This is a genomic window from Candidatus Dojkabacteria bacterium (assembly GCA_016927995.1).
Taxonomy (GTDB): domain Bacteria; phylum Patescibacteriota; class Dojkabacteria; order JAFGLO01; family JAFGLO01; genus JAFGLO01.
Genome location: JAFGLO010000012.1, coordinates 1 through 21339, shown reverse-complemented (window position 1 = coordinate 21339; position 21339 = coordinate 1). Strand labels below are relative to the sequence as shown.

The 21339-nt window shown below is 38.0% G+C and carries 22 protein-coding genes and 3 tRNA genes; 12 read left to right on the top strand and 13 right to left on the bottom strand.

The features are described 5' to 3' along the window. Positions 1-12: 12 nt before the first annotated feature. Positions 13-1032 (bottom strand): peptide chain release factor 1, encoded by a 1020-nt coding sequence (prfA, locus tag JW962_03260; GenBank protein ID MBN1374320.1) that lies wholly within the window; start codon positions 1030-1032, stop codon positions 13-15. Between the two features lie 60 nt (positions 1033-1092). Here prfA and JW962_03255 point away from each other — a divergent pair, with 60 nt between their 5' ends. The 7 genes from JW962_03255 to JW962_03225 all read left to right on the top strand — a co-directional run bounded on the left by JW962_03255 (position 1093) and on the right by JW962_03225 (position 10072). Further along, entirely contained in the window at positions 1093-2796 is a 1704-nt protein-coding gene (locus JW962_03255) for a hypothetical protein (protein MBN1374319.1), read from the top strand. Next, positions 2793-4259: a glycosyltransferase family 2 protein gene (locus tag JW962_03250; protein ID MBN1374318.1), complete on the top strand. Its 1467-nt coding sequence runs from the start codon at positions 2793-2795 to the stop codon at positions 4257-4259. The genes JW962_03255 and JW962_03250 overlap by 4 nt, the downstream gene beginning before the upstream one ends. Before the next feature lie 19 nt (positions 4260-4278). After that, complete coding sequence (locus tag JW962_03245) at positions 4279-5196, top strand: phosphatase PAP2 family protein (GenBank protein MBN1374317.1); 918 nt, start codon at positions 4279-4281, stop codon at positions 5194-5196. Then, the gene (locus tag JW962_03240; protein ID MBN1374316.1) at positions 5193-6785 is read left to right on the top strand and encodes a hypothetical protein; all 1593 of its coding nucleotides are present in this window, start codon (positions 5193-5195) and stop codon (positions 6783-6785) included. Before JW962_03245 ends, JW962_03240 begins: the two co-directional genes overlap by 4 nt. Before the next feature lie 3 nt (positions 6786-6788). Further along, complete coding sequence (locus JW962_03235) at positions 6789-7904, top strand: bifunctional glycosyltransferase family 2/GtrA family protein (protein ID MBN1374315.1); 1116 nt, start codon at positions 6789-6791, stop codon at positions 7902-7904. Between the two features lie 46 nt (positions 7905-7950). Then, a complete protein-coding gene (def, locus tag JW962_03230) occupies positions 7951-8475 on the top strand; it encodes a peptide deformylase (protein MBN1374314.1) in 525 nt (174 codons plus the stop codon). A 100-nt stretch (positions 8476-8575) separates the two neighbouring features. After that, positions 8576-10072: a hypothetical protein gene (locus tag JW962_03225; protein MBN1374313.1), complete on the top strand. Its 1497-nt coding sequence runs from the start codon at positions 8576-8578 to the stop codon at positions 10070-10072. Between the two features lie 45 nt (positions 10073-10117). Here JW962_03225 and JW962_03220 read toward each other — a convergent pair whose 3' ends face one another. From JW962_03220 to JW962_03210, 3 genes are all read right to left on the bottom strand, one after another. Further along, complete coding sequence (locus tag JW962_03220) at positions 10118-10711, bottom strand: hypothetical protein (GenBank protein ID MBN1374312.1); 594 nt, start codon at positions 10709-10711, stop codon at positions 10118-10120. A 209-nt stretch (positions 10712-10920) separates the two neighbouring features. Continuing rightward, complete coding sequence (locus JW962_03215) at positions 10921-12012, bottom strand: SufD family Fe-S cluster assembly protein (GenBank protein ID MBN1374311.1); 1092 nt, start codon at positions 12010-12012, stop codon at positions 10921-10923. Further along, positions 12005-12745 (bottom strand): ATP-binding cassette domain-containing protein, encoded by a 741-nt coding sequence (locus JW962_03210; protein ID MBN1374310.1) that lies wholly within the window; start codon positions 12743-12745, stop codon positions 12005-12007. Before JW962_03210 ends, JW962_03215 begins: the two co-directional genes overlap by 8 nt. A gap of 233 nt (positions 12746-12978) precedes the next feature. Here JW962_03210 and JW962_03205 point away from each other — a divergent pair, with 233 nt between their 5' ends. Further along, on the top strand, positions 12979-13605 hold the full coding sequence (locus JW962_03205; protein MBN1374309.1) for a hypothetical protein: 627 nt from the start codon (positions 12979-12981) through the stop codon (positions 13603-13605). Between the two features lie 672 nt (positions 13606-14277). Here JW962_03205 and JW962_03200 read toward each other — a convergent pair. Together JW962_03200 and JW962_03195 are read right to left on the bottom strand one after the other, a co-directional pair. Then, positions 14278-15072 carry a CPBP family intramembrane metalloprotease gene (locus JW962_03200; protein ID MBN1374308.1) on the bottom strand — a complete coding sequence of 265 codons (795 nt, stop codon included), beginning with the start codon at positions 15070-15072 and terminating at the stop codon, positions 14278-14280. A 117-nt stretch (positions 15073-15189) separates the two neighbouring features. Continuing rightward, positions 15190-15263 (bottom strand) — tRNA-Pro (locus tag JW962_03195). Positions 15264-15375: 112 nt separating this feature from the next. On the opposite strand from JW962_03195, the gene JW962_03190 reads away from it, so the two are divergent. The 4 genes from JW962_03190 (at position 15376) to JW962_03175 (ending at position 18759) form a co-directional block, all read left to right on the top strand. Continuing rightward, a complete protein-coding gene (locus JW962_03190; GenBank protein ID MBN1374307.1) occupies positions 15376-15972 on the top strand; it encodes a nucleoside-diphosphate kinase in 597 nt (198 codons plus the stop codon). 117 nt (positions 15973-16089) lie between these two features. Then, complete coding sequence (locus JW962_03185; GenBank protein MBN1374306.1) at positions 16090-16713, top strand: ComEA family DNA-binding protein; 624 nt, start codon at positions 16090-16092, stop codon at positions 16711-16713. Then, entirely contained in the window at positions 16710-17972 is a 1263-nt protein-coding gene (locus JW962_03180) for a ComEC/Rec2 family competence protein (GenBank protein ID MBN1374305.1), read from the top strand. Before JW962_03185 ends, JW962_03180 begins: the two co-directional genes overlap by 4 nt. Then, on the top strand, positions 17965-18759 hold the full coding sequence (locus tag JW962_03175; GenBank protein MBN1374304.1) for an MBL fold metallo-hydrolase: 795 nt from the start codon (positions 17965-17967) through the stop codon (positions 18757-18759). The genes JW962_03180 and JW962_03175 overlap by 8 nt, the downstream gene beginning before the upstream one ends. Before the next feature lie 5 nt (positions 18760-18764). Here the strand turns inward: JW962_03175 and JW962_03170 are convergent, their stop codons facing one another. From JW962_03170 to JW962_03140, 7 genes are all read right to left on the bottom strand, one after another. Continuing rightward, positions 18765-19460, bottom strand: coding sequence for a 50S ribosomal protein L1 (locus tag JW962_03170; protein MBN1374303.1), 696 nt, complete (start codon positions 19458-19460; stop codon positions 18765-18767). Positions 19461-19478: 18 nt separating this feature from the next. Further along, positions 19479-19904 carry a 50S ribosomal protein L11 gene (gene rplK / locus JW962_03165; protein ID MBN1374302.1) on the bottom strand — a complete coding sequence of 142 codons (426 nt, stop codon included), beginning with the start codon at positions 19902-19904 and terminating at the stop codon, positions 19479-19481. A 16-nt stretch (positions 19905-19920) separates the two neighbouring features. Then, entirely contained in the window at positions 19921-20463 is a 543-nt protein-coding gene (gene nusG / locus JW962_03160) for a transcription termination/antitermination factor NusG (GenBank protein ID MBN1374301.1), read from the bottom strand. 10 nt (positions 20464-20473) lie between these two features. Further along, positions 20474-20677 (bottom strand): preprotein translocase subunit SecE, encoded by a 204-nt coding sequence (gene secE, locus JW962_03155; GenBank protein ID MBN1374300.1) that lies wholly within the window; start codon positions 20675-20677, stop codon positions 20474-20476. 46 nt (positions 20678-20723) lie between these two features. Further along, a tRNA-Trp gene (locus JW962_03150) sits at positions 20724-20798 on the bottom strand. Between the two features lie 8 nt (positions 20799-20806). Then, the gene (gene rpmG / locus JW962_03145) at positions 20807-20974 is read right to left on the bottom strand and encodes a 50S ribosomal protein L33 (GenBank protein ID MBN1374299.1); all 168 of its coding nucleotides are present in this window, start codon (positions 20972-20974) and stop codon (positions 20807-20809) included. 33 nt (positions 20975-21007) lie between these two features. Continuing rightward, positions 21008-21080, bottom strand: a tRNA-Thr gene (locus JW962_03140). Between the last annotated feature and the right edge of the window lie 259 nt (positions 21081-21339).

Here is a 21339-nt window from a genome sequence, read left to right as displayed (position 1 = left end):
TTATCTACCTACTTAATTGTCTACCAACTCATCAATAAAGCCGTCCATAATTTTGGGTAAATTGTGCCAGCTTTTTTTAATGCGGTGATCGGTTACGCGATCTTGTGGGAAGTTGTATGTGCGTATCTTTTCTGACCTATCGCCTGTGCCGATTTGGCTTGAGCGTTGGCCCTTTAAATTTTCCTCACGCTCTTCCTTTTCGCGCTGGTAAAGTTGTGACTGTAACATCTGCATGGCTCTAGCCCTGTTTTGAATTTGGGATTTGTTCTCTCGACAGTTGATTACAATTCCGGTAGGTTTATGTGTAAGTCTAATTGCGGAATCCGTAGTGTTTACCGATTGCCCCCCGGGTCCACTTGATTTACAGGCCTCGACAATGATATCGGTAGGATTTATCTCAATCTCAATGTCGGAAAGTTCGGGCAGAACTGCAACGCTAGCAGTAGAAGTATGAATTCTTCCCGAGCTTTCGGTTACAGGAACTCGCTGAACTCTATGAACACCCGACTCTCTAAGTAGGGTTTTGTAGGCGGTATCACCCTCAAACCTAAGAACAGAAGATTTAATTCCACCTGATTCATTTTCGTGCTCATCCAAAACAGAAACTTTCCAACCCTGTCTTTGTGCAAATAATGTGTACATTCGTTTAAGGTCGCTTGCAAAAATACCGGCTTCATCACCACCGGCTCCTGCTCTAATTTCAATAATTGTGTTGCTAAAGCGATCCTCGTCGCTAGGGTTTAGCAGCTTGGATATATCTGTTTCGAGCACAGGGATAAGGCTGTTAAGCCGGGAGATCTCTTCCTTGGCAAAGGTGGCCATCTCAGTGTCTGTGCTATTTTGCAGTGACTTCGCTTCATCGAGATCGGCTTGTGCTTTTTTAAGCTCATCTGTTTTGCTAGCAATAACTTCGAGGGTTGAAAACTTCTTGTAGTCGGGACCGGTAGCATTGCCGGATTCGATCTTTTCTTTAAGTACGATAAATTCATTTTTAGTGTTTTCAATTTGTTCGGAAAGTGGTAGCATTTTCATAATGTTAGAATTATATGGTAAAATTATTGCGTAATCAAATTTTTTAAAGCTTTATCCTAAATGAGAAAGCTCTGGAATAGATTTTGGGAAAGAGGTCTGGATATGCTTCCGGGGCTTTTTGTCTGGTCAGTTCTTATAGGAATTTTTGTTGGGAGCTACTTTATTCCTGAAGTTGTCGCATCTTTTATTATCATTTTTAATGTCTATTGGGTCTATAAGACGTTCTCTATGGATATTGCTTTTGGCAAGACCTTTTTTAGATTCAGAGTGTGGTTGTTAATTAACTGGAAAAAACGTGTAGATTCACTTACAAACCGCGAATCAATAATAAATCACCTAAAATCCGAATTAACGTTTTTCTCTCAGATTAAACTACGTGATCTTTATAATCTTAACGGAAAAACCGGGGATTATTTTGTGAAACTTCCATTTATTTTTGAGATTCCCCTGCTTATTATCCAAAAGCTATTTGCTGTAAGAATTTTGCGAAATGAATTTGAGGACTTTGGAGAAGTAACCGATTCACAGGTTATCTGGAAGCCAAAGGACATTGTACACATAATTGTGGTTCCTTTTGCAAATGAGGGATATAACGTGTTACAACCGACATTGGATCACTTAGCAAAACAAACGCTTGATACTAAACAAATTTTGGTAGTACTTGCGACAGAAAAGGCTTGTCCCGGTGGTAAAATAATTGCTAAACGGTTAAAAGCAGAGTACAGAAAATATTTTAAAGATGTGCTTATTACAGAACATGAGCTTAAACCGGACGAAATTCGTGGAAAATCCGCTAACATGTGGTATGCGGGTGTTGAAGTCGCAAAGAAAATAAGATCCCTAGGGTTAAATGAGGATTTAATTACCTTAACAAGTTGTGACTGTGACTCACGCTTACCATTAGATTATTATGCAATTCTTACATATGAATTCTGCAAAGATCCAAATAGATACACAAGATACTGGCATGCCATGATGTCTTACTATGCCAATATTTGGGAGGTACCTTTTTATATTCGTGTTACAAACACACTTTTCACATTTACTGCGGTTGCAAATCAGTCGCGTCGTGGGCTTATTCAGGTTTCCACATATTCAGGTTCGTACAGGCTTATTAAAAGTCTTGGGTTTTGGACAAAGGACAAGATTCCGGAGGACTGGAACATGTTCTTTAAAGCTGTTTTTAAATATGGTGATAAAGTTAGTGTTGTTCCCTTATATACTCGAATAATGTCATACGCTGCAGGTGCCGATGGACACGTGAAATCAATAATAAATCAATATGAGCAGGTTAAACGATGGGCTTGGGGGGTGTCCGATGATTCCTGGATTATAAAAAATATTGTAGCTCAGAAGAAACGGTTTAAGAATAAATTGTACGTAGTTTTGCGAGGACTTGCGGCGGTTTATGAGCATTTTATGTGGCCGTTGTATGGATTTGTTCTTGGGTTTGGAGCGAACATTCCCCCTCTTATAAGTAAGAAATTCTCGTATTCGGTATATGGACAAACTCTGCCGCGTACTGCATCTACAATTCTGACTGTATCGCTAATAATATTCTTTGGTGTACTTATTTTGGATACACTTATAAAACCTAAACCTGCAAACAAAAAAGTCACATTTTTTTCAGTAATCGTGTATTTTCTGGAAATAATATGTATGCCAATAACAGGTATACTTTTTGGAACGATTCCTGCACTGGACTCGCACACTCGACTTCTTTTGGGAAAACGCTTGGAGTATAGAGTTACCGAGAAAAAATGAATACCGATAGATTATTCTTCCTATTGTTTCGTGTTTTCAAACGGATTCCGGGATATTTAATGGGAGGTTCAATTGTTGCGACCATTCTAATTGCGGTTTTTTATCCCGACAAAATTGTCTTTATATCAATGATTCTTGCAACCGTTCTACTTGTTAGATCAGCCACTTATATTTTGGGGCTGTTAAGAGGTTTCTTTCTTTATAAAAGGGAGAGTAAGATCGATTGGGAAAAAAAACTTTTGAGTATGCCTGAGTCTGACAAATTAACACATGTGATACTTATTCCATTTTACAAAGAAGGAATCAACATCTTGGGCCCGACCCTTGATGCACTTGCGGCTTCAAAATATGATCTTTCGAAGGTTTTTGTTGTGCTTGGAGTAGAAGAACGGGCGGGAAATTCAGCAGTTGTGCTTGCCCGAAAGCTTTGTAAGGAGTATGGAAAGATATTTAAGAAGGTTACATATTATATTCATCCTGCAAATATTGACGGTGAGGTTGTTGGTGCGGCTGGTGCTAACAGAACCTGGGCCTGTAAACAATTTGTTTTGGAATTTGCAAATAAAGACAGTGAAAACTATCTGCTTACCACTTTTGACTGCGATTTAAGGGTGGATCCTTCATTTTTTGCTGCTTTAACTTGTAAATATCTTGCCAATAAGGATCGTAATAACTGTTTTTTTGCTCCGGCGGTTTATCTTTATTCTAATAATATTGAAGATGTTCCATTCTTTGTAAGATTAAAAGGCAGAAGTACGTCGCTTGGGTGTTTATCAAACTGGGGACTGGGTAAGCGTTGGGCAACCACATTTTCGGTATATTCAGCGAATTTAGCAATGGTGATAAAAAATGATTACTGGGACCCAAGTATAGGAATTGATGATACACCTTTCTTCTGGCGGGCATATGCAAGACTGGGAGTTGAATTTAAGGGGTGTCCAATTTTTCTTCCCGTTCATTCAAATGCCGTCAAGAGTAGCGGAATAATAGCGACCGGTTCGGCGTTGTACAGGCAACAGCTTAGATGGGGGTGGGGAGTGGTTTCAATTCCGGTTTTCTTTTCCGAGCTTTCAAAAAAAATTTCATTACCTACGTTAGTAATCGGATGTTGTAGGTTATTTTCAGTTTATTGGTTGTTGCTCTTTTTAACCTTTTATTTTCTTTTGTTTTTACCTGCTTTTGGCTTTATTGAGCGGTCTATACTTCTGGCTATATTTAACCAGGGGTTTGGAAGTATTAGCATTGTCGGTACAATATTTATTTTGGTTAGCACGATTGTAAGCGGGTTTTTATACAAGCCTTATGGCATTATCTCTGTCAAGGGTATCCTCAATTTTTTAATGGAGGTACTGGGTTCGTATTTTACGGCGATTTTATTCTTCTTTATTCCCTTTGTACATGCTCAATTTGAAATGATGGTAAAATCAGATGTGCGTAAAGAATATTATGTAAGCGAAAAATAATTTTGCTAGACCGTACTTAATGGAAATTTTGGGAAATATTCAAGAATTTATAAAAAAATACAAATGGTTTTTCTTTTCGTTCTATACGGTTGTGTTGTTATATCTGATTTTTGTTACGAAACGGCTTCCTTCGCCGGACATAATTTTCGTAATAATCTGGGGATATGCCGTAATCTTTGGGCAGGGTAAAAAATTCGTTTTGGATTGGTGGCCATTTGCAATTCTATTTATTATTTATGAATATTCTAGAGGTGCAGCATCACTTATACATGAGATATTTAACATAAGCGTCCATAAAGAGACTCTATATATTTGGGAAAAAGCGCTTTTCGGAGAGAATATTCCTACCTACTGGTTTCAAGATCTTGTTGGTAATATTCCGACGGTTATTGATGTGTTTGCATTCGTTATGTATACGTCTTTTTTTTGGTTTGCTGTTGTTGCAGCCTTTATCATCTGGATTTTTAACAAAAAACTTTTTACGGAGTTTAAGCTAGGTTACTTATTTCTTTCATATGCCGGATATATAACGTATATTTTGTTTCCGGCTTATCCGCCATGGCTTGCCGCAGAGGAGGGTATAATTCAACCAATTAAACGAACGGTTTGGGAGGTGCTTCCTGCAGGAAAATCGGTTACGGCCGTTTTCCACGAGGTTGGATACAACCCGGTAGCACCGTTTCCTTCATTACATTGTGGATGGGCCGTATTTGTCGCCATCATGTTTGACAGGCTTTTGCAAAAGAAGTTTGGATTGTGGGCAAAGCTATCTTATTTATATCCGGTAGCAATGATTTTTACGGTGGTTTATACGGGTGATCATTATATTGTTGATGCAATTGCCGGAATAATTTATGCTTTTGCAAGTGTTTGGATTGTTTCAAAAATCTGTAGGATTAAACCTAAAAAGTTACTTAATATTAATAAATCCAAATGAAGCTACTTCCAAGGTCGCTAAATCTTAAAAAGATTGTGCTTGTTTTGTCCTTGGTGATATTTACATTTCTTCGGTTGCCGAGCCTTTTTGAGCCTGCCTGGTATGGTGACGAAGGAATTTATGCTGCAGTTGCAAACGAGATGAATAACGGGGAAATCTTGTATACCGATGTGTGGGATCACAAACCACCCGGAATTTATTTGCTTTACCAGCTTTCCGCTCAGTTTGGAGATAATCAGATCGTGGTTTACAAGTCAATTAACTTTCTACTTGGTGTGTTAACGGTTCTGCTTTCATTCCTTGTGGCTGTACAACTTTTTAATAAAAATCGAGATGCTAAAAAGGGTTTTTTCAAAAATATAAATATTCCTGTAATTCTAACTTCGTTGGGTTCTTCAGTTTATTGGGGCGGAACTTTTCTCGAAGGGAATATTTTTAACGCTGAGAACATCTTTGTTCCTCTAATGCTTTTGGTTTTTTATTTATATTTACGTTGGTCAAAAGTACAGTCGAAACCGATTGGAGTATCGCTTGGTAAAATGTTTATTCTTGGATTTTTGTCGGGAATTGCAATGTTTTTTAAGATTCAGCCGTTTTTTGATGCAATGGTTGTATGCTTTGTTCTTCTTATTGAATTGATAAGAATAAATAAAGGAATCAAGGGTTTGGATTTAAAAAAACTATTATTAAGCTATTTCATGTTTGGAATTGGGCTAATTCTTCCACTGTTTCTATCCGGAATTTATTACTTTGTCATAGGCGGGTTATCGGATTTTATTTTTGCTGTCTTTACGTACAATTTGGGGTACTCTGCGGCGCAACGGGAGTTGGGTACCGGATTTGTATTTTTTGAAGATGTTCTTGTCTCGCGAAGCGTTTTTATATTTATTGGGGTTGTAATTGCGGTGGTTTTGAGGTTTAGAAAAAGAATAACAAAAGAAACATTTTTTCTGCTGACTTGGGTAGCGTTTTCGTTTTTTGCGACTAAACTTTCGGGAAGAGCCTATCCACACTATTTTCTTCAGTTTTTAACTCCTGTCTTGATGTTTCTGGCGATGGGTATATCAAAGCTATTTTGGGAAAAATCACTTTATCTTGGGGTCCTTAAGTTCTCGGTTATAATTACAACACTGTATGTGCTTTTGAGCCTTTACTCAAATGGAAACCCGTTTAGCTGGGGATATATAAATGATTCCGTCTATTATCAACGATTTTACGGAATTGTATTTGAGCAGAATGACTACCAAGAGTGGACAAAAGTCTTTAACGGTGATCCGGAAGCTAATGAAGTTCTTAATTCTTGGCTTACTCCTTATGAGAACAGAGTTGTGTATATATGGGGTACAAAACCCTGGGTATACTCATTGGCAGGTTTGAACAGTCCTTCAAAATATTTAGTATACTTCCATGCCGAAGATTCTAAAGCTTTAGTTGAAGAGCTTACCGAATCAGAGGTTTCTGTAATTGTAATTGAAAAGGAGAAAGAATTATATATCGATCAGATCTTGTGGAATTACATTTTGACAAATTTTCAAAAAGTTGAGACGCTAAATAATAGTTATGATATGTATTTAAACTTAGGTTATTAAATAGTGAAACTGATTAATATAATAATTTCTTGTCTTAATGAGGAACGAAGGTTAATTCCAACACTGGAAGCCTATGTCGAATTTCTCTCACAAAATAAAACAAAACTTTCCGGATTTGATATAAAACTATACATTGTAAATGATGGTTCTATAGATCATACAGCTGAAGTTGCTAAGGAATTCATTCAAAAGCATAGTCTTTCTGCTGAGGTTTTTACATACAAAAAGAACCGAGGAAAGGGATTTGGGATAAAGTACGGTATGTTAACCTCACGAGATGCAGACCTTTATTACATGGCAGATTCCGATCTGTCGAGTCCATGGGAAACGCTTATAAAGCTTATCGAATCGATATCCGAGTCTGATTATGCAATTGCTATTGGATCTCGTTATTTAAAAACTTCCGACACTGATAATACCCTTGTTCGAAAACTTTTTAGTAGGATAAGTTGGTTTTTAACATTTTTCATTTTAGGGCTAAACTATAACGATACCCAGTGTGGATATAAACTTTTTACAAGATCAGCACTTTCTGTCTTTAAGTATCAAACAATAAATCGATGGGGTTTTGACTTTGAAATCTTGTATATTGCCAGGCTTTTAGGTTTGAAAATCAAAGAGGTCGGAGTAAAATGGAAGGCTGACTCGGATAGCAGGGTACAGTCAGGTGACTACATAAGAACCTTTAAAGAGTTATTAAAAGTAAAACTTACAAAATACGAAAGTCTTGATGACAATGACCTGTTTTCACGCGAGTTTTTGTGGTATTTCTTTATCGGAATTGCAGGTATTTTTGTGGACTTTGCCGTGTCGGCTATATTTAAGGAGATTATGCGTATCGATGCTTTGTGGGCAAATCTAGCAGGGATGCATGCAGGAATAATTAACAACTTTATTTGGAATCGAGAGCTTAACTTCAAACAAAAAGACAAATTGCTTATGCGATTTATAAGTTTTTATACAGTGGGTCTTTTCGGAATTGCATTAGGTTCATTCATCGTGTATATATTGCACAGCATGGTGGGTTACAATTTTTATACAGTAAAGATATTTTCGACGGTTATTGTCTCACTTATTCAATTTTTCCTAAACAAGGCCGTATCCTTTAGAAAAATCTAGAAACTACGATGTGATATAATAACAATATAAGATACTAAGATTTATTATGACAAAAACGTTGGAAATAGCCCGGATGGGGGAGCCTGTTTTAAGGCAGAAGGCTCAACGTGTAACTCAGCAAGAGCTAAAAACTAAAGAATTTCAAAATTTCCTGGATAATCTTATTGATGCAATGGTAGATTCAGACGGGGTAGGAATTGCCGCGCCGCAGGTTTTTATAGGTAAACGAGTTTTTATAATGAATCGTGGAAATTTTAAGGAAGGGGAGATTTTACCGGCGATTGTTATAAATCCTGAGTTTAAGCCCGTATCTATGGAAAAAGCCAAAGGCGTTGAGGGTTGTTTAAGTCTGCCCGGACTTGTGGGCTATGTTTCCAGATATAAAAAAATCAAAATTGAGTATTTGGATAGAGAGGGGGATAAAGTTTCCGAAATTATAAAGTTTCCACTTGCACGAATTTACCAGCATGAACATGATCATCTTGAAGGAGTTCTATGGATTGACCGTGCGTTAAAGGATGATATTTACTATTCCGACGTATTCGATAAATTGGTAGATAGTAGTAGGTAGTGGGCATTAATAAGGGACAAATCGACCAACTAGTGGTGGCTCAACTTGCTAATTACCTCTAAATTTGAAATAATTTCCCTATTAAGTTTTTACACTTGTCATGAAAATATTGCCCAAAATTGTTTTCACGGTATTCACGCTTATGTTTTTTAGCCTGTTTTCGTTATTTAATCCGGTTTATGCTACAAGCTCCGAACTTAACCGAAAATATATCGATGCCATCTCATTAGTTATTCCCGATATTACCGATGATCCTAACCAGACAATTACATTTACACCTGTTTCAGGTGAAACAATAGAGCTTCAAATCGATGGAGCCGGGTTTAATGCAATTTCAAACCCTTACAAGTTTAATTCCTTGACAATCGGCTCTCACAAGCTTGACTTTAAGTATATTGATGCAGCCGAGATAACCCAAACCTTTACTTTTTATATGGTTATAATTCCAAGGGAAGCCAGATTTAATCCACCCACCCTTGTGTTCGACGAAAATGCAGCCGTGACCTTTTCCGGAACGGCACTTCCATCTGCCAGTGTCGAGTTTTGGCTTATCGGAAACAGTGAGGTAACATACAAAACGGTTGCTGTTGACTCCGACGGAAATTGGAGTCTTGATTTATCGGGGTTATTAGCTTGTGGAAATTATCAACTTGTGAGTATGGTTCGTAAGAATGGGTTGTCAAGTAGTACCTCTGCCCCCTTAAACATTAGCTACTGCAAATCCGGTACGGCTGTAGTTAATAATGACAACTCCAACGATTTAATAGGCTTTGACTTTAATAAACTCTGGGAGAACCTTATTAACACGGTTCAGCAGCATGGTGGGATTGTAATTGCCGGAGTCGGAATTTTATTATTAGGAGTTTCGGGTGGATTAATCTATTCAAGTATTGCCGTAAAGCGTGTAAGAGACGAAACCAGAAAAATTCTTGTGTCGGCAATAAGGGGTGACGACAAACCTTCTCTAAAAAATGAAGCCAAGCAAGAACCGCAAGTGGTAAACGAATCTCCCAAAGTAGTAAACGAAGAACTAAACTCCAAAGGAAAGAAAATAGTAAAGAACAAAACTAAATCCGAAGAGGAAACACTTTCAGAAGCGTTGGATACCTCTTCTTCCATTGATGTATCGGGCTCTGAGGAGAAAGTTAAGAAAAATTTATTTGCAAAATGGTTTGGATTTCTAAAAAAGAAGAAGCCAATTACTCCCGAAGCTAAAGAAGAGCATAAAAATCAATACAATACTGAACTAAAAGAAGAAACAGAGCTCGAGAAACTTAAGCGCTCTTTAGAAGAGAGTAAAACAGATACCAAAGAATCGGTAAAGTCCGAAGAGAGTATAAAGCCCCAATCAGAAGAATCCGTAGATCATGAGACGTCTAAGCCCGAAAAGAAAGCCGAAAAATCTTCAAAAACCAATAACAAGCAAAAGGAAAAAGAGGTAAAAAACAAGCCGGAGCTTTCTACCAAGGCAAAAGAATCCGAAAATAAAGAACCAAGTGCAAGGCTCTCGCGTGATGAATTTTTAGAAAAGTTTAACCAACTTCAAAAGAGGAGTCCAAGCAAGGGTTCGAGAATAAGTCTAACCGAAAACGAATAAGAACATATATTGCTTAATGTAAGCGATAATCTATTGTATTAACGGTTAAGCTACTGGTGCGGGATTAGCCTGATCTCCCTGTTGTTGACCCTGAATCTGCTTTAATTCGTCGAGCAGATTTGTAAGCTCTTGGTCGGAATCGGCTGTATTTGGAACAGGAGTTGCCGCTGGTTCGGAAGATACTGTAGGAGGTGCGGGAACAGGTAGTGTTGATTCTACTTCCGGTATAGGATTTTCCACAACTGGTTGGGGTTCTATTGGAGCAGGTGGTGGTATTACTGATACTGGTTCGGGCACTGGTGAGGTTACGGGTTCAACAGGAGCTGCAACTAAAGGTTGTTGAACACTGACCTGTTTTTTTAAGTTTTCAATTGAATTGATTGTAAGATTTAAAATGTCTTTTTCGGTTTGAAAAGCTTGAATAATTTTGTCCATTACTTCGGCGTTTGGACCCTTGTTTTCTACTTCTGTAACTAATGAATCCTTAACCATTTGCGGAGCACCGGCGTTTCTGATTAAAAGCAGAAGTTTCTGGCTTAGATCGTTACCGGATGGATTTCCGGAAACTGGTGCTTGCATTGGACTAGATGTAGTAGGCATTGTAGCCGATGTTTGTTGGTCAGAATTAGGATTAACCATAATTAGGGCAGTTTAAAACTTAAAGGGCACCCGTGGAAACGTGTGCCGGCTGGGGCAGCTGTAATGATTTTACATGGCCCTTTTAAAAAATGCAAATTTTGTTTTTATTGTCGAAATACACGGTAGTTCCAAAAGAATTGGTGCTGCAAAAATTTTATGTCTTTTTACACATTGTTTTATATGTAAAGGGGACTGTGCCGGGAAGCGATTTACATAGCGTTTTCACCTATTGTCGAGAGTATGGAATCAAGTTTATACTGGAGTTCCGAAGAAAGGTTTCCAAGTGAATTATCGATAAATCCACGCACAATAAGTTGTTGTGCCTTTTCTTCCGATATACCTTTTGTTTGCAGGTAAGCTATCTGTTCCTTGGAAATTCTACCGATTGCAGCTTCGTGGGACATATTTAGATTTGCCTTGTTGGCTTCAAGTATTGGTATAGTCTGAAAATTTGTATTATCTGAGAGTACAATTGCCTTACATTCAAGGTGCGCATTTATATCTGTTGCATTTCCGATCAATGTACCCCGATTTATTATTTTTCCTCCGTTAGCAACAACGTGTGACACGATTTCCGCTTTTGTCTGCGGAGCGTTTAGCTCAATTTTTCCACCAATGTCTATATCTGTATTTGGATGGCAAAAGATTACACTGTTTAATTTTGCACTGGCACCTTTTCCTGAAAGTATAACCTTGGGGTCTGCTTGAATCTGTGATACCGGATCCAAAATAATGTAATTACTAACGAACCTACCACCTTCTTCTACCTTTACGACGGTGCGTGGAAACACTTTGCTTGTTGGATTCCACACATGAATCATTGTGAATATTACGGTTGCGTTCTTGCCAACATAAATTTCTGTTATCCCGTAGTGTTTATTTGCCTTAACCTTGTTCTCTGCAAGGCAACCCGATGCAACGTATAGGCGTGTATTCTCTTCGGCGATAATAATATTATGAATTTTTTGGGTCAGATTTGATTTTGTTGTAACAAGACAACTCTCCAGATTTATAAATTCCGGAGTTTTCTGCTTATTGGGATTCTTATTTGATTTAATATAATACCCATTGGTATTGGGATCACTGGCTACTGTCTTTGTGATTTTGTCGGTTTCAATGGGAATAAGGTTCCAAAGAAGATTTTTAAGATCGTGTTTTTGAATTGCTGTCTTGATATCCGTGATTTCACCATTTTCTAGGGTTTGAATGGGTGCATATATGCAATCGTTATTTTCCAGTGTAAATACGTTATCAGAGAATCCGAGATTTGCAGATTTTATTACCTTTTGTATTCTATTCATATGTCTTTTTACAGTTTATGCATTTTTTATATCCATTTGTTTCTACTAATTTTAGGATCTTTTTTGGGGAGCCTTCGCATTGAATCCTTCCGTTTATCATTACATATGCTTTTGTTGCTTTTATGTGTTTTAGTAGTTCGCCAGTGTGGGTAATGATTAAAGCCGATTTTTTCTTGTCCTTTACCATTTCGGATATTAATTTCCCGACAAATGCAAGATTGTCTATATCTACACCCGAGTCAGGTTCGTCGAGTAAAAAAAGCTGATAGTGGTTTCGCCTTAGATACAAATGAAAAAGTTCCGACCGCTTGATTTCGCCACCTGAAAGGTTCGTGTTTAAGTCTTTGTCCAGAAAGGCTTCTACCGATGTATGTTCTGCAGCTTCTTCGATCTGATTGTATTTGTCTATAATGTTTTCTCTTTTGTGAGTTTCCATGGCTACCGTATGTAGGGTTACACCATCTACTTTGGGAGGGTTTTGTTGCATTAATCCGATTCCTTGTTCACTTATCTTATCCGGAGCAAGGTTTAGTATTGATTTTCCGTTAAATTTGATATCACCGGATTTGATATTATCAGGAATCAAGCCCATTATTGCCTTAAAAAGGGTGGTTTTACCGCAACCATTAGGTCCGAATATAATAACAACGTTTCCGGGCTTAATTTCAAGGCTTAGACCGTCCAATATTTTTCTCTTGTCTACATCAATATGGAGGTCTTTAATTGATAACATTTATATATTTTTTATTTAACTGCAGTAATTATACATTATTTAACCTGGGCTTTGTTAGTTTAGGGGATTAAGTGTCTTGTCATGATTTACAGGACTATATAAGGATGTAAGGTGATCGGACTTAATGTAGGTTGTGTGCGACTTGACGAAGAAGCAAGGCGATTGTGTACGAAAACTTGACAGGCAAGATTGGTTGTTGTAGTATATGTTAACTAATATGACTGCCTGAATCTATGCACAAGTCTCAAGAAAAAATTCTTGAATTAGCCCGCAAACAAGATATCTCAAAATTAAGTTTTAGGGAGCTTGGAAAGCTGATAGGGGAGCCCCATCCACAAGCGGTTAAACATCACTTGACGCAGCTTACTCATAAAGGGCTTATTGATACCGAAGGTGCAGGAGAAGTTCTTTTGGAGCTTAGGAAAAGGGTCTCGGCAGCAACTACCGATTTTGTAGATATTGAAGTATTAGGTAATGTTAATAGTGGCAAACGGGAGTTATTTGAGAAGCGAGATACAAAGCAGTTCCTAAAAGTATCAAGAGATATTGTGGGTTATGGTAGCCGGCTTATGGCACTTAGGGTTACCGGGCATCAAATGGATAAATCCGAGCTCGTTTTAGCCGAAGGAGACTATATTTTGGTTAATATTGATTCCGGGCTTCCCAGAAATAAAGATTATGTTGTATTTATGCTTGACGAGGGTTTTTATGCAAGACGATACTATTCAGAACATAGAAGTGGTCAAGTGACACTTGTGTGTGAAAGTTCCGAAAATCATCCGCCAATATACATTTCCAAGAGGGACTTTTCCGAAAATCTAATAGCGGGGAAGGTTGTAGGGGTAGTAAGGGGATACTAACGGTTTATTTTTACGACTAATCCGAACTCTTGAACTTAGGCTGTTGGGGTTTGTGCTCGTAGCTTTCTTCCCACCAATTGAATAGAAATTTTGCAAAGGATTTGCATAAATACTCAATGGGCCATTTGAGTATTTTGTCGGCAATGTCCAGCATTGTGTTTATTCTCCCTGCAAGTGAATGCGGTCGACCGGGAGATTGGTCTTGCTGAGAACCGCTAGGCCTACTAGAATAGTTAGCGAATTTTCAGGAAGAGTATCTTTAAATGCCTCGCGACCTCTATTATTAAGATCCTCATCCCAGTTTCTCTTCCATTCCCATCGAGCCTGTGCGGCAGTTTCTGTGGGTTTATGTCCTAGTAACCTGAGTAAAGATTAAGCCGTTGGTGCTTGTGAAGCGATTCTCAGAACTCTGTCAAACCAGTTATTACTTTTTCCTAAGGGAGAGATATCTAAAAGACTTAACATTTTTGACGTTTCTGGCATTGTATTGTAATGGGTTCATTTAGTTAATAGCGTATTATATCACAATGGCGGGATAGAGAAAAGAGAGGTTATAAAAGCATCGAGATTAGGTTGTTAAGTATTGTCGTAATATCCAAATTCCAAAGAAGAGCAGGAGAAAGATTAATAGAACGACTATTTTATGCCTGTTTTTCATAATACTTGTTTGATTTATTCCTTTGATAAATTAGTCCCATATTTTCTTGTAATCCATACTGCTATGGCTATAGTCATCATACTCATTAGGCTAGCAAACATACTATCTATCCGGTCACTTGTTGTAAAGAAGTTAAACGTGCCGTGCCAAAGAATTACGGGAATAAGATTCCATTTGGATGATTTTGCTAACCATCCAAGAACAATTGAGCCAAAAATTAATCCTAATATCCAACCAAGAGTTCCTATAACACCCATTGTGCCTAAATCTTTGTCATAAAAGAACACGGGAATATGCCATGGAGCCCATATTAATGCAGTGTAGAGCGTAGAAATTCTGGTTTTAATGTTTTTTGATAGTTCGGGTAATAAAAATCCTCTCCAACCTGTTTCTTCTCCAATGCCATAAAAAATAATCCAAATCAGCCAGATAAAAACTGGATTTTCTGTTGGGATCTTTGAATTAATTCCTAATTCTAACAAATTTACCCACTCGCCTGTTGTGACTCGAATAATTATCGAGCTTACAATGAAAAGGATTATCGGCATAGTAAGTCCAACTAGTATATACCTTGCCGAGGGTATTTTAAGAAATCTTTCAGAAATGAATTTTTTAAAGCCAGCCCACTTTTCGAAGATTAAGATTGTAATAAACGCACTAAACATAGGACCTAGTCCTCCTACGATATGAAGCCAGTTATTTATTTCATTGTGTTTGCCGGTGTTGGCAGAAATTATGTTTGGTAGCCACGTAAGCCATGAAATACCATAGGCTATTAGTATAAATGTAATTATTTTTTTGTGACTCATGTTTTGGGGTTCGAGATTTGGTTTAGACACTTTTTTAGATCTAGATATATAAACGAAGCCTAATTTGGGTTACCCGGATTGGAATCCGTTTGCCTGGTTTAGGAATTTCTTATATTCTCGGGGTGACTCGACTCGAACGAGCGACCTCGTCGTTCCGAACGACGCGTTCTAACCAACTGAACTACACCCCGAAAAGAACCAAATAGAACCTTGATATGGGTATTATCTCACGTCGATTTGTTAACTTCAATTTTTCTTAATCAATATGTATAATGATGTAAATCTAAATTTTAGGAATTTCCAATGGTCACCAAACAGAGAACACTAATAATCTTTAAGCCCGATGTAGTTCAGCGTCAAATAGTCGGAGAATTATTAACCCGATTTGAGAAAAAAGGATATAAGATAGTAGGAATGAAATTAACTCAAGCCACCAGGGATTTGGTGGGTAAACATTATGAGGACGATCCAGATTATTTGAGAAAGGTTGGTGAGTATACTATTATTGAACGTAAAGAACGTGGTGTTGATGTAAGTAAATTAGATCCGGTAGAGGTTGGGGCCGAAATCCGTTTGTGGAATATGGAGTATTTGTCATGTGGACCAGTTATAGCAATTGTACTTGAGGGGGCTTTAGTAATAGAAAACGTTAGAAAGCTTGCCGGAAAAAGTAATCCGATTGTTTCAGATGTCGGAACAATTAGAGCAGACTATTCACCCGATGCCTTTGTTTTAGCAAACGAAGAGGGACGAGCCACACGAACACTTATTCATGCATCCGATTCCGAGGAATCGGCCAAACGTGAGATTGCACTTTGGTTTAATGATGATGAGCTTTTCAATTATGAGACCGCAATTGAAAAGATTTTGTATGATAAAGGTTGGGTAAACAACAAATAATTATTGTTTGGTAAGCAGCTGACCAATCAATCAACCGACTAATCAACTTGCTGTGCCGTCAAGTTTCATTAAATTCCTGTTAAGAATTTGCGCTTATGACTATTGTAAGATGGTGGTATGAGCAGGAAGTTAGGCATAATAACAGTAGGAGTAGTGGTTCTGATTGCAGCAGGTGTTTTTGTCTTCTGGCAGAAGGGTACAAAACGTGAACAAGTATTGCTGCAAGAATTTAAATCAGAACCGGAAGCACAGGAAAACCCGTCGATTGAAGGGAACAACATTCCCGAAGAGGTTTTAAACATCTATATATCAGGAGCAGTTGGGTCGCCGGGTGTATATGAACTTCCTGCTCACAGTTTACTTATTGATGCAGTTAATGCCGCTGGCGGATTTGATCAATCTGCCGACTTGGGCTACATCCAGAGGTGTATAAATATGGCGGCGCAGCTTATTCCGAATGAAATGTACTACGTACCTTTTCTGGTTGATAACCTAAGCTGTGTTGAAAAAAGTAATATTAGTTCAGCTGTTTCTGATGCTAATACCAATGCCGGTACATCCGGAAAAATCAGTATAAATCATGCGACTCGTGATCAGTTAATATCTTTACCTGGTGTTGGTCCTGCAACAGCCGACAAAATAATTGCCGGTAGACCATATGCTGTTGTGGGGGATCTTTTAAATGTGAGTGGAATAGGTGAAAAGACCTTACAAGCAATAATCGATCTTATTGAGCCATGAAGCGGTTAGTAGGGAAGATTGTTAAATTGGGCTTTATTTTCATTGGGCTGGGTGTTGGGTTTTTAAGAATATTTGTTCTTCAGGGTCATTCTGAATACGTAACCCGGTATGGATTTTGCGGGTCAATTAACGGAGTTGTTGTTAAAGAAAATGGATTAAAAGATGCAAGTCAGAAGCTTGTGATAAAAATTGAGAGTATTGGTTTGGAAACCAATGTTTACGCTTTTGGTCAGGGGTACTTTGATTTTGTGCCAACCTATCATATTGGTGATAAGCTTAGTTTTAATGCTTGTCTTGCCGAGACTAATATATATTTGGCTCGCAAAAACATTTTCTATTTTTTTAACAATGTGTCAAATGTAACAAATCTAAAAACCCAAAATCCAATATATTTGCTAAGAAACCGAGTTATTTCAACCGTTGAGCGATTTCTTACCGAACCATATTCATCAATTCTTTTGGGAATGACGATTGGATATGTGGCCAAACTCCCGGCTAAATTTGAACTTGCATTAAGAAACACAGGAACTACACATTTAATAGCCGTTTCTGGCTACAATACTACTCTGGTTGCAAATTCGGTTGTGAATGGATTAACAGGGATATTTGGTAAATTCTGTGCAATAATTTGTTCGTTGGCTTTTCTTCTATGTTTCGTTTTTATTTCCGGGGGAAGTATTCCTGTTGTTAGAGCTTTTATTATGACGGCTTTTACTTTAGTAGGAGTGCTTCTTGGGTATCCCGTAAGCAAAAGTGTTGCATTTTTGCTAAGTATATTCATTATTTTACTTATCTGGCCGCAAAGTCTTTTTGACATAAGCTTTCAGCTATCGGTTTTGGCAACTGCCGGGCTTATTTTTGTTGCACCGGTTGTTGCTAGGCTGTTACGGTTCATTCCGACGTGTATTCGAGAGGAATTATGTGTAGGGATATCTGCAATGATTGTAACTGCACCGGTTATTGCAAGTACATTTGGAACAGTTTCAATAATCTCAATTCTTCCAAATCTTATCGTTAGCTTCTTTATAGAACTTATAACAATCTGGGGAGGTTTGGCTATAATTGTGGGGGTTTTCTCGCGGGGTTTTGCCAGTATTCTGCTATCACCTGTAATTATGCTAATGGCTGGATTTCGTGTTGTGATTGAGTTTTTCAGCAAATTTGAGTTTGCAACGATTCCAATAACCATAACGACACTTGTGTTGATTTTGGCTTATTCGTGTATTTTATTTTTTATTTTGATTGCTAATTATGAATAAAATCGTAATTTTTGTTTTACTTTTGCTTATCGAATCAATTTTCTCGTTTTGTATGGACTTGGTGCCGGATGTATCGGTCTCTTTTTTCGACGTGGGGCAGGGCGATTCGGCAATTATACAAACCACTCAAAATCAACGAATACTTATAGATGGTGGTCCGGATAGTAAAATTCTAAGTGCACTTGGTTCCACAAAACTACCCTTTATTGATTTAATAATACTTACGCATCCACATGCTGATCATATTAATGGACTATTGTTGCTTTTAGAGCGGGTTGATATAGGTTTAGTTATTTACGGGGAAACGGAATATGAAAGCTCTAATTTGTCAACGTTTTATACACTTTGTGATCAGCTTGGTATTTGTAGGTCAATTTTGGGGAGGTATGAGATTCGGTTATCTGCAAATGAAACACTGATTCTTTTTGCCCCACCGTGTCCGGCTTATGCAAATGTAAATAATTGTTCAATCGTTACTAAATTTTCGTATTTGGACTTTTCGGTTCTTTTTATGGGAGATTCTGAAAAAGATGAAGAACAGTGGCTTATAAAAAACTATCAAGATGATATTACTAATGTAGACGTGTTAAAAGCCGGGCATCACTGTTCAAAAACCGCAAGTTCAGAAGCGCTAGTTGTGCTGGTAAGCCCGGATGTTGCCGTTTGTTCATGTGGGGTAGGTAACAAATTTGGTCATCCGCACAAGGAGACACTAGACGTGTTTTACAAATACAATGTTAAAGTACTTCGCACTGATGAAATTGGAACAATTGTACTAAAACATTAACCTTTTTAGGCAAGCGTGTTCTTATCTATTTCCTGTGCTTTACCCATAGTTGGTGCTACATACACATTTACTATGGATGCAGGTAGTGATTTGCCTGTAACAGAAAGAATTGCTTTAATTGCAGCAGTAATATTTTCTACAAGTTTTGAGGTTTCCATGTCAGTTTTACCTACGGACAGATGAACAACGTAATCTTTGTCAATGGAAAAGTCTGTTTTTCCGCTTTGATACTGCTTTATTGCTGTCTCGATATCATCGGTTACTGTTCCGTTTTTGGGGTTTGGCATAGCTCCCTTGGGACCTAACACTTTTCCCAAAATTGCAATTTTGGGCATCATTGCAGGTTCTGCAATTGCAATGTCAAATGCGGTGAAACCTTCTTGTACCTTTTTTACTAGGCTTTCCGCACCGGCATCAAGGGCTCCGAGTTTCTTTGCTAGCTCTTCTTTCTTGGGGTCCGCAGTAAATACCACAATATTAACGCTTTTCCCAGTTGAATTAGGAAAGGAGACCGAACCTTTCATTGACATGTTATCCTTTTTTGTAGGGGTAAATAGTTTCACGTGCAAATCAATTCCACCGGTAAATTTTGTATATGAACTGGCCTTGACTGCATTAATTGCGCTGGTAATGTTCATTGCTTCCGCAGATACAGTTTTTTTCTTGTCGGCAGCTTTGTAATTTTTGCTTCTTTTTTTCATTTGGATCTTTGGGGTAAATTAGATTTCAACTTCGACACCCATTTGTTTTGCAGTGCCGGCTATGATTTTTATTGCAGCTTCAATATCGTTGGTGTTTAAGTCAACCATTTTCTTTTCTGCAATTTTTATTAGCTGCTCTTTAGTAAGTTTTCCTACTTTTTCGAGGTTGGGTACTGCTGAACCTTTCTTGATTCCAAGCTCTTTTCGAATATAGTCGGAAACCGGAGGAGTTTTAAATTCCAACGAAAATGTCCTGTCCTTGTATATCGTAATTATTACGGGAACTGTGTAGCCTGCTAGATCTTTTGTTGCCTCGTTAAATTTTGAGCAAAAGTCACCTGTGTTGATTCCGGTAGGACTTAATGATGGGCCAACCGGTGGACCGGGCGTAGCTTTTGCTGCCTCTAGGTATAACTTGTGCACACTTTTTATTTCTTTTGCCATTTAAAGCTGTAAAAATTTATTCTAGTTTGGAAACATCTTCAAAGTCCAACTCCACTGGGGTTTCCCTTCCGAAAATGGAAATAAGAACCTTAACCTTACCCTTTTCCGTATTACTGCTCTGGACGGTTCCAATAAAGTCGGCAAAAGCACCTTTAGAGATTTTTACGGCATCGCCGGACTGGAAAGTCTTTTGATAAGTAGGCTGCTTTTTGTCTTTAAACTTCATGATGTTATCTACTTCTTCTTTGGTGAGAGGCTTAGGTTTCTTGCCCGTGCTAATGAAACCTTTTACACCTTCGATGTTTCGAATTAATGCAAACGTGTCATTATCCATTGCCATTTTTATAAGAACGTATCCCGGAAACAGGCGGTCTTCCTTGATTTTTTGTTTACCATCTTTTACGACGATTTTTTTCTGTGTAGGTACAATAACTTCCGGAATTCTCTTTTTAAGCCCCAATGCAGATACACGTTTTTCAATTTCTTCTTTTATTTTGTTCTCAAGCATTATCTGGGTACTAACTATATACCACTGTGGTTTACTTTTGCTTGTAGCCATTTTTTGTTATTTAAAGTAAGTACTTGGCTCTTAATGATATGAACAGGAGATCAAGCACAAAGATAAGTAATACTATTAAAAGCGAGAAGAGTATAACAAAAACTGTTGTTTTCGTCCACTCCTTAGTGCTAAGCCACTCCATTCGCTTTAATTCTATAAATACACTGCTTATTGGGCTAACAATTTTTTGTATTAGATTTTTTTTCTTTTTCATGGTTGCGTATTTTAACAAAGATTCTTGTAATCGTCTATTAGATAACTGGCAGGCCCACCTGGACTCGAACCAGGAACAACGGTTTTGGAGACCGCTATTTTACCAATTAAACTATGGACCTACGTTTTGTCATTTAATTTTTACTTCTTTGTGCATAGTATGTTTTTTGCACCTTGAGCAGAACTTTTTAAGCTTTATTGCTGCTTTTGTGTTTTTGGGATTCTTGGTTTTTGTGTAGTTTATCTCTTTACAGATTTCACATTGAAGACCAATTATCACTCTTGCTGACTGTGCCATGTTACGTTGTATAAATTTAGATTACAAATAATAAGCTGGAATCGGGAATCGAACCCGAGACCCCACCCTTACCATGGGTGTGCTCTACCATCTGAGCTATTCCAGCCCTAAAGCTAATGTTAGCATAGCGGGCCTGTCCGCCTCTGGCGGGCTTATTCGCCTATGGCGGGCTTATTCGCCTATGGCGAAATCTATTTCGACGAAAGATGTATCTTACTTTCGCTAAGCCGAAGCTTGCGAGGCCAGAGTGCGAACGCCTTGAGCACGCAATAAGTTTTTAAGCCGACTATCGGACTTGCCGCTGCCACCATATGCAGCGGAAGACTTACTCCCGGTGGCAACCGGGATGAAAAAGAACATCGGTT

What these genes read in the sequence shown, in the direction of transcription:
- prfA (MBN1374320.1), bottom strand. Translation starts at nt 1,032, where the DNA reads ATGAAAATGCTACCACTTTCCGAACAAATTGAAAACACTAAAAATGAA.
- JW962_03255 (MBN1374319.1), top strand. Translation starts at nt 1,093, where the DNA reads ATGAGAAAGCTCTGGAATAGATTTTGGGAAAGAGGTCTGGATATGCTT.
- JW962_03250 (MBN1374318.1), top strand. Translation starts at nt 2,793, where the DNA reads ATGAATACCGATAGATTATTCTTCCTATTGTTTCGTGTTTTCAAACGG.
- JW962_03245 (MBN1374317.1), top strand. Translation starts at nt 4,279, where the DNA reads ATGGAAATTTTGGGAAATATTCAAGAATTTATAAAAAAATACAAATGG.
- JW962_03240 (MBN1374316.1), top strand. Translation starts at nt 5,193, where the DNA reads ATGAAGCTACTTCCAAGGTCGCTAAATCTTAAAAAGATTGTGCTTGTT.
- def (MBN1374314.1), top strand. Translation starts at nt 7,951, where the DNA reads ATGACAAAAACGTTGGAAATAGCCCGGATGGGGGAGCCTGTTTTAAGG.
- JW962_03225 (MBN1374313.1), top strand. Translation starts at nt 8,576, where the DNA reads ATGAAAATATTGCCCAAAATTGTTTTCACGGTATTCACGCTTATGTTT.
- JW962_03220 (MBN1374312.1), bottom strand. Translation starts at nt 10,711, where the DNA reads ATGGTTAATCCTAATTCTGACCAACAAACATCGGCTACAATGCCTACT.
- JW962_03215 (MBN1374311.1), bottom strand. Translation starts at nt 12,012, where the DNA reads ATGAATAGAATACAAAAGGTAATAAAATCTGCAAATCTCGGATTCTCT.
- JW962_03210 (MBN1374310.1), bottom strand. Translation starts at nt 12,745, where the DNA reads ATGTTATCAATTAAAGACCTCCATATTGATGTAGACAAGAGAAAAATA.
- JW962_03205 (MBN1374309.1), top strand. Translation starts at nt 12,979, where the DNA reads ATGCACAAGTCTCAAGAAAAAATTCTTGAATTAGCCCGCAAACAAGAT.
- JW962_03200 (MBN1374308.1), bottom strand. Translation starts at nt 15,072, where the DNA reads ATGAGTCACAAAAAAATAATTACATTTATACTAATAGCCTATGGTATT.
- JW962_03190 (MBN1374307.1), top strand. Translation starts at nt 15,376, where the DNA reads ATGGTCACCAAACAGAGAACACTAATAATCTTTAAGCCCGATGTAGTT.
- JW962_03185 (MBN1374306.1), top strand. Translation starts at nt 16,090, where the DNA reads ATGAGCAGGAAGTTAGGCATAATAACAGTAGGAGTAGTGGTTCTGATT.
- JW962_03180 (MBN1374305.1), top strand. Translation starts at nt 16,710, where the DNA reads ATGAAGCGGTTAGTAGGGAAGATTGTTAAATTGGGCTTTATTTTCATT.
- JW962_03175 (MBN1374304.1), top strand. Translation starts at nt 17,965, where the DNA reads ATGAATAAAATCGTAATTTTTGTTTTACTTTTGCTTATCGAATCAATT.
- JW962_03170 (MBN1374303.1), bottom strand. Translation starts at nt 19,460, where the DNA reads ATGAAAAAAAGAAGCAAAAATTACAAAGCTGCCGACAAGAAAAAAACT.
- rplK (MBN1374302.1), bottom strand. Translation starts at nt 19,904, where the DNA reads ATGGCAAAAGAAATAAAAAGTGTGCACAAGTTATACCTAGAGGCAGCA.
- nusG (MBN1374301.1), bottom strand. Translation starts at nt 20,463, where the DNA reads ATGGCTACAAGCAAAAGTAAACCACAGTGGTATATAGTTAGTACCCAG.
- secE (MBN1374300.1), bottom strand. Translation starts at nt 20,677, where the DNA reads ATGAAAAAGAAAAAAAATCTAATACAAAAAATTGTTAGCCCAATAAGC.
- rpmG (MBN1374299.1), bottom strand. Translation starts at nt 20,974, where the DNA reads ATGGCACAGTCAGCAAGAGTGATAATTGGTCTTCAATGTGAAATCTGT.